Source organism: Thalassobium sp. R2A62 (genome assembly GCF_000161835.1).
GTDB lineage: Bacteria > Pseudomonadota > Alphaproteobacteria > Rhodobacterales > Rhodobacteraceae > Thalassobium.
This window is the reverse complement of record NZ_GG697169.2, coordinates 1,589,198-1,603,312: the sequence shown is the minus strand read 5'-3', so window position 1 is coordinate 1,603,312 and position 14,115 is coordinate 1,589,198. Positions and strand designations below refer to the sequence as shown.

At 54.2% G+C, this 14,115-nt stretch carries 9 protein-coding genes and 1 tRNA gene; 4 read left to right on the top strand and 6 right to left on the bottom strand.

The genetic code is table 11. From position 1 onward, the window contains the following. Positions 1 to 142 precede the first annotated feature (142 nt). The 4 genes from TR2A62_RS19075 (at position 143) to TR2A62_RS08015 (ending at position 6,710) form a co-directional block, all read left to right on the top strand. A complete protein-coding gene (locus tag TR2A62_RS19075; protein ID WP_223296088.1) occupies positions 143 to 1,075 on the top strand; it encodes a Hint domain-containing protein in 933 nt (310 codons plus the stop codon). 573 nt (positions 1,076 to 1,648) lie between these two features. Beyond that, positions 1,649 to 2,719 carry a Hint domain-containing protein gene (locus TR2A62_RS08025; protein WP_009159762.1) on the top strand — a complete coding sequence of 357 codons (1,071 nt, stop codon included), beginning with the start codon at positions 1,649 to 1,651 and terminating at the stop codon, positions 2,717 to 2,719. A 696-nt stretch (positions 2,720 to 3,415) separates the two neighbouring features. Then, positions 3,416 to 4,444, top strand: coding sequence for a Hint domain-containing protein (locus TR2A62_RS19070; protein WP_009160204.1), 1,029 nt, complete (start codon positions 3,416 to 3,418; stop codon positions 4,442 to 4,444). A 586-nt stretch (positions 4,445 to 5,030) separates the two neighbouring features. After that, positions 5,031 to 6,710 carry a plasmid recombination protein gene (locus tag TR2A62_RS08015; RefSeq protein WP_009158314.1) on the top strand — a complete coding sequence of 560 codons (1,680 nt, stop codon included), beginning with the start codon at positions 5,031 to 5,033 and terminating at the stop codon, positions 6,708 to 6,710. Positions 6,711 to 7,063: 353 nt separating this feature from the next. On the opposite strand, the gene TR2A62_RS08010 is transcribed toward TR2A62_RS08015, so the two are convergent. From TR2A62_RS08010 to TR2A62_RS07985, 6 genes are all read right to left on the bottom strand, one after another. Next, positions 7,064 to 9,244 (bottom strand): tyrosine-type recombinase/integrase, encoded by a 2,181-nt coding sequence (locus TR2A62_RS08010; protein WP_369699502.1) that lies wholly within the window; start codon positions 9,242 to 9,244, stop codon positions 7,064 to 7,066. A 56-nt stretch (positions 9,245 to 9,300) separates the two neighbouring features. After that, positions 9,301 to 9,375: transfer RNA gene (locus TR2A62_RS08005), tRNA-Gln, on the bottom strand. 60 nt (positions 9,376 to 9,435) lie between these two features. Next, positions 9,436 to 10,728 carry a mechanosensitive ion channel domain-containing protein gene (locus tag TR2A62_RS08000; protein WP_009160308.1) on the bottom strand — a complete coding sequence of 431 codons (1,293 nt, stop codon included), beginning with the start codon at positions 10,726 to 10,728 and terminating at the stop codon, positions 9,436 to 9,438. A gap of 58 nt (positions 10,729 to 10,786) precedes the next feature. After that, positions 10,787 to 11,620 carry a 3-deoxy-8-phosphooctulonate synthase gene (kdsA, locus tag TR2A62_RS07995; protein WP_009157661.1) on the bottom strand — a complete coding sequence of 278 codons (834 nt, stop codon included), beginning with the start codon at positions 11,618 to 11,620 and terminating at the stop codon, positions 10,787 to 10,789. Beyond that, complete coding sequence (locus tag TR2A62_RS07990) at positions 11,620 to 13,314, bottom strand: capsule biosynthesis protein (protein WP_040820464.1); 1,695 nt, start codon at positions 13,312 to 13,314, stop codon at positions 11,620 to 11,622. Before TR2A62_RS07990 ends, kdsA begins: the two co-directional genes overlap by 1 nt. Further along, the gene (locus TR2A62_RS07985) at positions 13,292 to 13,951 is read right to left on the bottom strand and encodes an ABC transporter ATP-binding protein (RefSeq protein ID WP_009158312.1); all 660 of its coding nucleotides are present in this window, start codon (positions 13,949 to 13,951) and stop codon (positions 13,292 to 13,294) included. The genes TR2A62_RS07990 and TR2A62_RS07985 overlap by 23 nt, the downstream gene beginning before the upstream one ends. Between the last annotated feature and the right edge of the window lie 164 nt (positions 13,952 to 14,115).

Sequence of the window (14,115 nt, the reverse complement as noted above, 5' to 3'; positions counted from 1 at the left end):
TGATATCTGATGGTTATGAAGGTCAGGGCACTTGGCGGCTGGAAACAACACTCTTCTTTACTTTAGCTCATTGGGCTCTGCCAGAGCACCGGACCGCGTGGTTTCTGTTGGAACTTTCACGTTCAATCCTTCATCCGGTGACTTGATCACAGTGAGTGAGGGTGCAGGTGGAGGGGAAGACACTCATTTTAACGATGGAGCGGGTGGTGGTGGAAGCAACATCACTGGTGACCAGATTATCTCTGGTGGAGCATTTGGCGGCATGAAGGCCAGCACCATTTCGAGGGTAGAGGTGCTTGACGCGAGCGGAAACATTGTTGGAAAAGCTTATGAATTCGTTGTGGATCAAAACAGCGATGGAGACCTAAATGATCGTGATGAAATAATTGGGTACTTTTTAGTTGGCAATTTTGTCGCCGGAGAGACTTACACAGCAAACGGTACATTCGGGGATCACGAAGCGGATGTCGCAGGAGCTCTTTATGCAGATATGGTCGTCTGCTTCACCCGCGGCACCCTGATCAAGACCGATCAAGGCGAGCGCCCGATTGAAGAGCTTGCTGCTGGCGATATGGTGCTGACGATGGACCACGGCTATCAGCCGATACGCTGGATCGGGTCGTCTAAACGAGCGGCCACAGGCGATCTTGCCCCCATCCTGATCCGCAAGGGTGCTCTCGGGAATGACCGTGATCTACGCGTCAGCCCACAGCACCGTATGCTCCTGCAAGGCTGGCAGGCAGAGATGCTCTTTGGCGAACTTGAAGTGCTGGCCACAGCCAAGTCTCTGCTGAATGACCACTCTATCCTTCGTGACGAAGGGGGGGAGGTGGAGTATTTCCACACGCTGTTTGACACCCACGAGATTATCTACGCTGAAGGCTGCCGTTCTGAGAGCTTCCACCCGGGCCAACAGGGCTGGAAAGCCTTGGATCAAGCCACACGGGATGAGATCCTCACACTCTTCCCACAGCTTGCTGACGGCAACCTCAACGACTACGGCCCCGCCGCCCGCATGAGCCTCAAGCATAAAGAGGGCAAGCTCCTTGGCGCGTATATGGCTGGGAGCTGTTAGCCCTCGGCCTCTTGTAGCAAGCGGCAGACTTGCTTCCTGATGTAAGGGCATCAATCTTCGCAACGGCTCAACTTCTTCACACACTATGAAGGTCGCAGGTTGGCCATAAATGGCGCTCCATTTAAAATGGAGCGATCTGTCAGTCGTCTGGCGGAGCGTTTTCTATTGGAGATTGGTTGTTGCGGAGGAGAACGAAGGCACATTTAACCCTATGCTTCCCGAAGAAATCTTCAAGAGCCTGGAAAATGCGCCTGTAACAACCTTTGGTTCACCCACGCATTGTTTCCCCAATGAAAACAGTCGCTTGAAAAGTAACAGTTTAGGGTGCGTAACAGGCCCAATCATATACTTTTGGACGCTTTACCTATGCGTAGGAGTCTTTGGTTAACGCTGGGTCCTCTTTTAATAATTAACACACGGGTAAACGCTTGTGAGAGCACCTGTTTTAACAAGCCTTCTGGACGAAATACTATCGAACTGGGTTACCAAACGCCGCAAATTCGCAGCGACCGAAGACACGGCCAGCAAGGTAGGACCATCATGGAACACGATGAAGATAAAGTGTGGTAGTTTATGGCGACAACATTCAATGTCATCTCTTTGGGCAACTTTGCCAGTATTGACCCGACAGAGGGCAATACTCTGTCCGAGAATGCTGACTCACTCGTAGGGCAGACTTTTGGCGGCGTGGGAGATCCGCTTGTAAACTACTTCCAAAGCTTCTCCCCAGGTTCAACCGGCTTCGGCGGCGGAAACACCGTTCAATATGACATGAACAATTCCGCGTCGAACGACGCGTTTTCGATCAATGGTGGACCGGATCAGGTCTTTGACGGCACTGCCCTTTATGCCGCGACTATCACCTATATTGATGGGACGACTGCCACAATCACGGCGGTCGTATTCCAAGATACCGCTGGTAATACCTATCTTGCGCCGGAATTTTCTGCCAACGCCGATCAGACTGCGCTAGAAGCCGCGGCCATCCGCTCGTTGAGCTTTTATGGCTTGGTTGGCAACGACTATACCGGCACAACGGCGTCCCGCCAAACGTTCAATTTCGTCACATGCTTCACCCGCAGCACCCTGATCAAGACCGATCAAGGCGAGGTTGCGATTGAAGAGCTTGCTGCTGGCGACATGGTACTGACGATGGACCACGGGTATCAGCCGATACGCTGGATCGGGTCGTCTAAACGAGCGGCCACAGGCGATCTTGCCCCCATCCTGATCCGCAAGGGTGCTCTCGGGAATGACCGTGATCTACGCGTCAGCCCACAGCACCGTATGCTCCTGCAAGGCTGGCAGGCAGAGATGCTCTTTGGTGAACTTGAAGTGCTGGCCACAGCCAAGTCTCTGCTGAATGACCAGACCATCCTGCGTGACGAAGGGGGTGAGGTAGAGTATTTCCACATGCTGTTTGATAGCCACGAGATTATTTGGGCCGAGGGCGCGCGTTCTGAGAGTTTCCACCCGGGCAAACAGGGCTGGACAGCCTTGGATCAAGCCACACGGGATGAAATCCTCACGCTCTTCCCACAGCTTGCTGACGGCAACTTCAACGACTACGGCCCCGCCGCCCGCATGAGCCTCAAGCATAAAGAGGGCAAGCTGCTTGGCGCGTATATGGCTGGGAGCGTTTAGCGCTTGATCTAAGTCAGGTCACGGCTTGTCAGAGTTTTGGCCCGAACGAACCGTAACTGGGACAGCAATCGAACAGCCGCTGTCAAAAATGCGAACAAAAAAGGAGTGTCTTGGACATGTCAAAAATCAAATATCTCGTCATACCGCTGGCTTTCGGAGTTTCTGGATGCCTCAGTGCTGTGAACTATGAAACAGCACCGGTCGTAGTCTCTACAGCGCAGGGTCCAGTGACTTGCCAACTTTACACGAGAGAGCAAGTTACGTGGGACCGATCTATTGGGAGACCAGAAGAGATGTCTGTTCAAGTCGCTGATGCCGTCTGCGTCAACGAAGGGCTTAAACGCTCCAGGTGATGGATCCGCACTTCTTCGTGACCAATCCGGTCTAATGTTTCAAGCGACTGTTTCCTCAATGAAAACAGTCGCCTGAAAAGTAACAGTTTAGAGTGCGTAACAGGCCCAATTACATCCAATTGGATACTTAACCTGTTCGAAAGAGTCGTGGCTTAGAGCTGGGTCCTCTTTTAGTCATGAATCAACGCGTAAATGTTCGTAGCAGTACCCGTTTAAACAAGTCTTCTGGGCAAAATGCTAATCAACTGGATTGCCAAACGCTCCAAATTCACAGCGACCGAACACACAGTCATCAAGGTCGACCTTTGGCAGAAATTAGAAATAGGATCAGCAGGTTGTAACCATGCCTACCTTTACTCTTTTCACGCTGTCGACTTTGCCCACGGGACAATTTAATAACTTCGAAGCGGGCAGTTCCTTCCGTTCAGACATCGAGAGCTTTTCTGGCTCAGAAATCGTCGAGTACGGCGCGGCAACAATCACAGATACAGATGGTAATCCCAATCACGGCCAAGACTATCATTTTGACCCCGATACACCTGGGCAGAGCATGGATGCAGCAGATTCCTATACAGGAATGCTGGCGGGCCAACAGATTGAGTTTGAGGAATCGTTCAGGATAACACCCAGTGACGGATCACCTTCCTTTTTGATCCATATGATAACGGCCGCCACCAATAATCAATATTACGGGTTTGTGAGTGAAGGTCAGTTTGACCCCACATTGACTTATACCGCGGTCAACGAGGGCGCTGACCCTGGATTGGTCCCTTACGCAAACCTAACGCTAAGCGTCTGCTTCACCCGTGGCACCCTGATCAAGACCGATCAAGGCGAGCGCCCGATTGAAGAGCTTGCTGCTGGCGACACGGTACTGACAATGGACCACGGGTATCAGCCCATACGCTGGATAGGGTCGTCTAAACGAGCAGCTACAGGCGATCTTGCCCCCATCCTGATCCGCAAGGGTGCTCTCGGAAATGACCGTGATCTACGCGTCAGCCCACAGCACCGGATGCTCCTGCAAGGCTGGCAGGCAGAACTGCTCTTTGGCGAACTGGAAGTGCTGGCCACAGCCAAGTCTCTGCTGAATGACCAGACCATCCTGCGTGACGAAGGGGGTGAGGTGGAGTATTTCCACATGCTTTTTGATACCCACGAGATTATCTACGCTGAAGGCTGCCGTTCTGAGAGCTTCCACCCGGGCCAACAGGGCTGGACAGCCTTGGATCAAGCCACACGGGATGAGATCCTCACGCTCTTCCCACAGCTTGCTGACGGCAACTTCAACGACTACGGCCCCGCCGCCCGCATGAGCCTCAAACATAAAGAGGGCAAGCTGCTTGGCGCGTATATGGCTGGGAGCGTTTAGCCCTCGGCCTCTTGAAACAAGCGGCAGTGTTGCTTCTGGATGTTAGGGCATCAATCTTCGCAACGACCCGACTTCTTCTCAAGCGACCCGCTCCTCTATTGGTGCCCTCTGGCCGACGCGTCAGGTTCGGGTCTCATTCAGATGGCCCAAACTGACCCCGTGGCCTTGCGCCAGGTCATGATCTTCTAATCCAAATAATCGCCTGTATCGCTCTACATGGAGGTGAGGTCGAGAAGAGGGCCCCTCTCTTCGCCGCGTGGGGCGCGAGCAGTAGGGTGGTCTTGGAGGGAAGAGTGCGGAACGACTTCCCTCTGAGCTGTCGGAGATGCCAGGGGGGAGAGTTGAGGGGGGAGTGGCGAGCGATGACCCCTCGAACGCCCGCTGCGAGGCGGCCACTGGCAGGGCGGGGTTTGGGGTGGAGCTCCGACGAACGGAAGAGCTGAGAGCAAAAGGCCTGCGGCCGGTGCGCTCAGCTCTATAGTGAGTAAAGGCTTGAGCGCATCGAAGAATGCGCTTCCCGCCAGGCACCGTTAATCATCACGCAGCGCGATTTTGGACCTTCTTCGCCGGGGCGTAATTCCGGCCGATGGATAAGCAGAAAAACTTCATCGTCCTGCGCTATGAGCGTGTTACCTATCACGCCATCGGTGCCATTGAGGCACATGGAAAGCGCCTTGGCGACGTCTCTCACGTTGACCTCGCACAAAGCCGGCAGAACCGTTTTCTCGTTGGGCAAGAGAACCTCCGCGAGATCGTCGATGATCACATCGCGCGTATGCAGCATGATAACCTTGACCTGCGTATCACATCTGCGAAGAAGCGACGCCGGCGGCGTGACTACGAAGAGCTGGAGGCAGCTAAGGAAGCCGCTGGAGACAATCCTCATGCGCTTGCTGAGGTGATCGATTGGCCTTGGGATCCCAAGAACGTGAAGCCGTTCACCGAAGGTTTGTTGTCGGCGTCGCATGTTTGGTTCCTCGGCAACAATGGTGCGATCGACCCACGGAAGGTCGAGATCTTTTGCGATTTCGTTCAGTCATATCTGGACGATGAGTTCGGCGACGAGGTGATCTATGCCCGCCTCGATCTCGATGAAAAAACACCGCACGTCGTCTTTCTGGTGGCGCCCGACCATCGAGAACGGCGAACGGGTCGCAGGATGTTGAGCCACGCACAACACAGGTTGTTTGGCCAAGAAGATATATCGCGGCTTTTCGACGACGATCCAGAGAGCGAAGTGGTTAAACGTAAGAGCTACGAACTGTTGCAAGATCGCGTCGCGAACCATGCAGCCGAAAAAGGTCTTGATCTGAGCCGCGGAACCAGGCGTGCGAGCGATGAACGAATTGCACAAATCATAGGGAGCGAAGTGCTGAAGCGCGAGAATGTCGCCCCTGCCAAGGGGCGGGAACTGGCAGCGGCCCTTACGATGGAAGCAGACCAGAAGAAAGCGGAGGCAGAGAAGCGTCTGGCAGAGGCGGAAGAGGCACGGGGAGAGGCTGATTTCCTTGTCACCAAGGCAATTACTCGGGAAGAGAAAGCGGCTGAACAAGAAGCCGCCGTAGAAGCCAAGGTACAATCGATCAAAATATGTGTCGGAGCAATCCTCGACGACGCGCTTACCTATGCGCCTGCGAGTGACAAGACTGATGAAGGGCTGACATGGGGCGAAAATGCTCCGAAAGAACCCGAGCGCCGAAGCTACTTGCGCGATGCGATCGCGCCGGCGAGAACTTGGCTGGTCAGGTTTGCAAAGAAGATCTGGGGCATATCAAAGCGGGAAGCAGATCTGGAACAGGCAGAGGCGGAACAGCGTCGCCGTGCCGCGCTGATGGCCAAACAAGAACAAGACGCCGGCCGGTCCGTGCCATACACCCTCTCCATCATAGCTGACGGCGCGTCCCTTCCAGTGAGCGTAGACTCCTTCCCAGGTGCCTGGGCAGTCTCACAGAACTCAGACATCGCTGATATTGCAGAAAAACTGAATGAGATGCCGAACCTCAAAGTCAGGGCGACTTGGCGAGCATCGGTCGATGCCGCTATGCTGTGCGATGATGCCCCAGTTCTGCGTGGGAATTTCTGGCGCGGCGCGGACCTACTCGAACATATCAGTGATCAGCGCGGCTTGGACCTTGAGACTGGCGTTCAAGACGGCAAAAAGGCGGCAGATAGCGCCGCCGCCCTCCAGCATACGGATGACCTCTCACCGATGATCAAGACGGTTTTGGTTAAGGATCGTCAACGTCAGCGGGCCCGTGGTTCATAGTGCCGAGCAAATCATGGGTTTCCACCTGTTCGTCGGCCACCTTTGTGGGAGCCTTGCGCGGGCAAGCGCCGCTTTTTTCGGTGCAGCTTCAGGGTCAACAGATTGCAGCTTGCTTGCAAGCATCTCGAGGATCGCATCACGCTCTTCGTTCGTCATGAATACTTCCCCCATCCCAAACCAGGGAATTTACGAGAAGTGTCCCGAGAGGCCGGACATCTCTAAAGAAGGTGCTCAAATACGCCCGCCAATATGTCATCGATCGCCGTCACGCTGCTCGCATCGTGACGATGTAAACAGCAGCGATAGGCTCGGCGAGACAACTCACGCCGGGCCAACACTCTCTCACGAAAGAACTATGCGAGCGCTTGAAAATGCTCGAATGCCGCCTGCTTTAATGGATTTTTCGGCAGTTTCAGTGGGCGCAAATCGGTCACCTCCCGAAGCTTTGCAACCAACTGCTTGAGGCCTTCGCCAGAAAGTTTTCCGATTTTGGAGCAATCAAACAGGGGGTCCGCCAATCTGGGATCACGCACCGTAATCGTTTCTGCTTCATTGTCATCGCCAAGTATTACTTCGATATCGAGCGTGGAGCCTTGCGCGAGATCGCACGACAGGATGACTGGAAATCCATATTGCCGTTTCCGACCGATATTCAGCTTGAAATCCGCTTTGTCGACAGCGTGTTTCAGATCATTGATGTGATTTGCGGTGTAATGGACGTTGATGATCGAACCGTGACGGTGGCCTGCAATTGCCTGGCGCTGACCATCATCTACATTCTCCCGTTTCAACATACTGGAGAACGTCTTCCGGAGAGCATAGAAGTCCTCGTCAAAATCACCAATCCCGATGTGATCGAAGATCCGACGCAGGTGCTTGCCATAGGCGCTGCTCACCTCGCCGGATTTGGAACGGCCGGCGGCTTCTGGGAACAAAAGGACGCCGTGGTCCTGTTCCAACGCTTGAAACCACTTTATAAACCCGAGATCGATCAACATTTGTGGAATCGGAACGAGGCGCTTTGCGTCCTCTGTTTTGCCAGTATTGTCTGCACCCGATGCAATCGCCAATACGTAATGACCGTCACGGAACCGGACATCGCTTCGCTTGAGCAGAAGAATTTCTGCAATCCGTGACCCGATTGTCAGAACAATGAGTGGCACCCAATAGTCAGCATCGCGAATAATAAGTTTCCCTCGCTGCCAGCGGCGATGTTCCGACGCACAGCCGCTGTAGATTGGGGAGCTTAACAACATCGAAATCCGTTCCTTTGTCCACGACATACGGATCTTTGGTTTGGTGGCGCGGACATATAGCGCGTCTTCCGGAGCAAGGGATTTTATGTGTCTTTCCATGTCACGATATGAAATTGCAACGGGCACATTTGCACCGAGATCCTCTGCCGATTTGAGCATACGATTCATCGCGTCACGATGTTTCCTCAGTGTATCGAGTGTAACGCGCGGAACGAGCCTATCAGCCAGCATGGCCTTCTTCTCGGCGTCTGAAACGTCCGCAATGGCGCGAACTTCCTCCAGAACCAGAAGATCTTCTGCATCAGCTTTCGAGATTTCTTCGGCTTTCGTAACTGTTTTTCCAGCTTGCCCATGCCGGTTCCTACCATGGCCTCTGCCCTGGGTGCGCGGCAGTCGAGACGCCCATCCCAAGAACTCTTTCTGTCTGTCTTTTGTAATTGTTGAAATGGGAACGTTACCAAGAAACTCTTCAAGCAGGCGATAGGCACCCGCCGTGACCCGTTTCATGGATGTGGTCGGGTAAAGTTCATCGGTTTTGGCTTTTGCCTGCGCCAATGAGACTGGAGCTTGAACAAAAGCATCAAAACCCTCTATAGCATTGTCCGTCAGTAAATCTCGACAGGCTGTGCGCACATCATCGCCCTCATCAACGGCAATTTTTACGTCGTTGAGGCGACGTTTGAGGGTATTCGCACGTTGACCAAGATCATTGGGCAGCGGGTCGGGAAGCTCTACAGAAATCAACGCACTGGCTTTCTGTAGAATGGTTTGCATGTCTCCCCATTGTTTGTTGCGTGCCGCTCGACGCAGTTGCCGGTTTTCCGTTTCAAGCGCCGCAACCCGTTGATCAATATCTGCATCCGACCGCGGACTCGCTTGGCTTTCTTCAGCGATCATCTCGCTCAATTCGCTACGCATAGCTTCCATCAACACCGCTTTGGTCATTTCAGGGCTCAAGTTCTTTTTGGTCACGGCGTCCACGAATTCTATCTCCTTTTTCTCGTAGACCGAGAGCAGCCTTGCGGCACGCTTCACGGCGTCGAGGGGGAGATGGGTTCGCAAGGAAAGACAGATAAATTTGTTTGGAGCGGAATTTGATGGTCCTGTTGGTAGGCGTTTGCGGAAATAGAACATCCGGCCTCTACGCATCAGGTAAGGACCGGCGTGATATTTGGATTTTTGTCTGGTTTTTCGGCGGGCTGAATCGCGCCGCTTTTGGGCGTAGCGCACAAGGCCATGTGTTACACCCTGTGTCCCAGTTTCAGAATGCTGTGACACACAGGTCGTTTCGGGCCAGGTTAAGCCATTGTTTTCTTGAGTATTTCTAAGAAAGCTGGCTGGGATGGTAGGATTCGAACCTACGGTACACTGTACCAAAAACAGTTGCCTTACCACTTGGCTACATCCCAGCAGCCCGCGCTAATTACGCAATCACGCAGGATGGTTCAAGCCCCGAAAATGTAAATTTGCTATTCTTCTGCGCCGTCGTCTCGCAAAAGATCGTCGAGTGTCCCGTCGCTGCGTTCGCCTTCAATCAAAACCTCGAGAGCGTCATCCGCTTGGGTGGTCACGCTGGTCAATTCTACCTGCGTTGAAACGGGTGCTTGGGGCTTGGCAGCTGGGGCATCGTCCCCGAGCATTTGTATGCGGTAGGTGGTGTCGGGCACTTCAATTCCCGCAGCCTCAACTGCCAGTTTGACGAGCCTCAGTGCCTCGCCCTTGGCACGCGCAAGGCTGGTTTCAGTTTGATCCACCCAGCCCGTGACGCTGAAAAATATGGCGCCATAGCCGATCCGGTCAATCCAAACGGATGGCTCGGGTGTCTTAAGCACGAAGGGCAGCGCACAAACAGTGTCGGTGGCCAGCGTGCGGACTGCCGCCAAATCAGCATCGCTTGCCACGCCGATCTCGAACAAGAACCGACGCTCGCGATTGCGCGAATAGTTGATGATCCGGCTTTTGAAAACTGTGGCGTTTGGAATGCGGATATGGTTGCCATCAAAGCTCAGAAGAATGGTCGCGCGGCTGGTCAGTCGGATGACTTTGCCAACGTCGCCGTTGATCTCAACCGCGTCATTGGGGCGAAACGGTTGGCGGATCGATAGCATGATCGACGCGATAAAGTTCTCGACCGAATCTTTGACCGCGAAACCAATAGCGAGCCCGATGATACCCGCGGCCCCTAGGATCGTGCTGAGAAGCGCGGTGGCCCCGAGAATATCGAGCGCAACGACCAAACCTCCAAGGACGAACCCGAGCCGCACGATTTGCCGAAAGATCTCGGCGATAAAGGCATTGGGGGCCAGCCGGTTCCATGGTTGCCGCAATCGCGCGATCGTAAAGCCGATCACGACAATGATGGCAAAGACGGACAGGGCAATCAGCGCAAGCGGTAGATAGGTTATCATCTGCGTCACCCGCGCCTTTAGTCGGTCAATTGCGGGATCTAGGCGTTCAACGAGGTCGGTCGTCTCCGAGACTTCGTTCTTGATTGAAACGATCCCGTCGACGCGAGACACCAGATCGTTCAGGTTTTGGATTTGAGTAGCGTCGGCGACTTGGCCTCGCAGTGTAACGACACCGGAATTTACGGATACGGTGACATCGGAATAGGCCCCAAGTTCGCTCAATATGTCCCTGATCCGCACGGCGGTTGCGGCATCAGTTTCGACTGTTTCGCCAACCGCAATGGTTGATGTCGTGTCTTGGGAATAGGCCGCCTGAGAGAGCAACAACATCAAGCAGGTCAAAAATATACGCATCGTTCAATCCAATTCTTTCGACCACACTATAGGCCGTCCGATCTGGATTGCAGCCCCTTTAGAGCGTGATGGGATTATCCTTGGCCACGCGGTCAAACGCCATCAAAGTTTGCATCAAGTGCGGCATGTCAGCGAGGGCGATCATGTTCGGGCCATCAGATGGGGCAGTGTTTGGCGCCTCGTGCGTTTCCAGAAAGACCGATGCAATCCCAAGAGCGACTGCAGAGCGCGCGAGCACAGGTGCAAATTCGCGTTGACCGCCGCTTGATCCACCCAGACCACCGGGTTGCGCGACGGCATGGGTCGCGTCCATCACAACCGGATAGCCGGTCTTGGCCATTTCGGGCAATGCCCGCATATCTGCGACCAAGGCGTTGTAGCCGAATGATACGCCGCGCTCGGTCAACATGATCTTTTCGTTGCCAGTGCTTGCGACCTTGTCCGCGACATTGGCCATGTCCCACGGGGCGAGGAATTGGCCCTTTTTTACATTAATGACCGCTCCGGTTTCGCCCGCCGCGATCAATAGGTCAGTCTGTCGGCACAGGAACGCGGGGATCTGCAACACATCCACAACAGATGCGACTGTCGCGCATTGTTCTGGCGTGTGAATGTCCGTGAGAACCGGCACGCCAAATGTCTCTTTTACCGACTGTAGTACCTTGAGACCTTGATCCATCCCGAGGCCACGCTTGCCCGAGAGCGATGTGCGGTTTGCCTTGTCGTAGCTGCCTTTGAACACAAACTGCGCGCCAGCGGCCGCACAGGCCTCTTGCATCGTGCCTGCGATCATTTGCGCGTGGTCCACGCTTTCCAACTGGCACGGCCCTGCAATCACCATGAGAGGGGCGGCGTTGCTGACGGACAAGCCGCCAAATTCGACAGTTTTCATTAGCTGGATACCTGTTCACGCAAGATAGAGGAGGTGAGCGAGAACATCAGATAGACGCCCGCAAAAATGAGAAAGGCGAGAATGGTATTCTCGAACGCCTTTGGATAAGCCGCCGCATCGGGGGCGATCGGTTCTACGTTGCGAGAGATATAAGACACCTGACGGTTCGCTTCGATCCGCGCTGTTTCCATCTGCTGTAACGCTTGCTGTACCATGACTGTCTGAAAGTTATAGTTTTCTTCGGCCACGCGCAGGCGGGTGTTGCTGTCAATGTTCGAGCCGCTGGCGCTGCCTGCATCGGTTGCTTCAGATTTGAGGCGTGAGATGATTGAACGCAGACCCGAGATTTCGCTTTCGACACCGTTCACGCGGGCTTGGTTTGGTCGGCGCGCAGCATTGAGAGATATCAGTTCGAGTTCTTTGTCGATCAACTGGCTTTCCAGCTGGGCGATTTGTTGGACCAGAGCACCAGTTTCGCCAGCAGCGTCAATCACGCCAACCTCAGACTGGATCGCGATCCATTCTTTGAGCGATTCTTCACGACGCACTTCAGCCTCTTCATAGCTGTCGCGAGCGCCAGCCATTTGGTCTTCGCGAACACGTTCGGTCAGGCCGTCGACTTCTTCCTCGGCATAGCCCAGCAGGGCCTCTGAGAAATTCATGCTGACTTGTGGGTCCGCGGCAATCACTTCCATTTTCAACAGGCCCTCGGTGGGGTCATAGCCGATTTGAACGTGGTTTTTGTACAGATCAAAGGCGTCTTCGGTCGAAGCACCCTCAGGCAAGCGTTGAATGACGTCGATGTCTGGATCCGAAAAGTGGGCTTTGAATCCAAGGTCTTGGTCCAAGCGGTTCAGCGCATCACGGGATTGCAAATAGGATTGCACACCAACCGAATCCTGTTGGGTTGCCAATCCGGTGCCTTGGAACAAACCGCCCAAACCGGGGGGGCCTGTGCCGGACTCGGCCTTTTGGATCACAAATTCGGAATAGGTCGCGTACATTGGCGTCGCGATGACATAGAAATACCAGCCAGCCACAATGGTCGGCAAAAATACGAAAAACGCGAGCCGCGAAAAGAGCATCATCACCCGTAGGCGGCGACGTTTGGCAATGTCGCGCTGGATTTTGTGAATTTCGCTGGCCCGACGTTCAGCGGGGTTTACCTCGGTCGAGGGACGATTTTGACCGGGAGCAGGGACAGTCTGCGGCAGTTGGATTTTTGGGTTGGCAGGCACGCCTGCACCTGCCGCCGGCGCCGCGTCCATTCCAGGGCCGGCACTGACAGCACTGGCCGTGTCTTCTGGTACGACAAGTTCAAGAATATTGGCCCGCTGAAACGGATCAACCCCCCGATCGCGCAGTTGTTTCACGGCGTCAAAATCAGACGTGACAGCAAGCCCGTTCTTTTGCGCGACACGGCGCGCCATTCGCAATTGACGACCAGTCAGCCCTTCTTTTCGAATGGCATCGATAGTGTTGTCAGTAGCAACCTCGGCCGCTGATGCGACTGTTCCCTGCGCCGGCTCCGGTGGCGGCGTCGACGCTGCGGGTCTAGGCGTGGATTGTGCGGCCTTTGGCGCCTCTTGAGGCACCTCAGGTGCTGCTGCACCGTCGCCCGATGCAGCATTGTCCATGCTCAGTGATCCGATTCGGCGGATACGGAATTTCTTAGCTTTGGGTTTCGTAGTCATAGAGAACTTTCGCTTCTTCCAAAGTGTCGAACATATGGATGTGTCCATCCATCAAAACGGCCGCAGAGCGGGCAAATTTTTCGAGCGTGTCAGCTTGGTGTGAGACGATGATAACGGTCGTCGTCTCAAGACGCTCTTTGAGGATTTCACCTGCCTTGCGGTTAAACTCGGCGTCGGTGGTGCGGGGCATGCCTTCGTCGATCAGGTAGATGTCAAAATCCAGCGATAACATCAGCGCAAAGGTAAAGCGCGCACGCATACCTTGGCTATAGGTGCCGACGGGCATGTCGAAATACTCTTCGATGCCAGACAACCAACGGCAGAACGCCTCGACATAGTCGGGGTCCAGACCATAGAGCCGCGCGATATAGCGGCAGTTTTCCTTGGCCGTGTGGCGATTAACCACCCCGCCCATAAAGCCCAAAGGGAAAGAAATACGGCACGCACGCGTGATTGAACCTTCGTCGGGCTTTTCCAGACCGGCCATCATATTGATCAAAGTTGTCTTGCCAGTCCCGTTCGGGGCCAAAATCCCAAGCGAATTTCCCAATTCCACGCGAAACGAAGCACGGTCAAGGATCACCTTGCGCTGTTTGCCCGTCCAAAAGGACTTGCTGACATTATTGAACTCGAGCATTTGTTTGCTCCGGCGCTGCTCGCCCTATTTGCTGGTTTGTACCAGACGTGTGTTAACAGACCCTGATAGGCTGCTTTCCCCTATTATGTCTGATTTCGGGCTGAAAATACAACGGTATTCACATTAGAGTTCGCGAGAATTGCGCAAAACAGAGCGCATTTTGC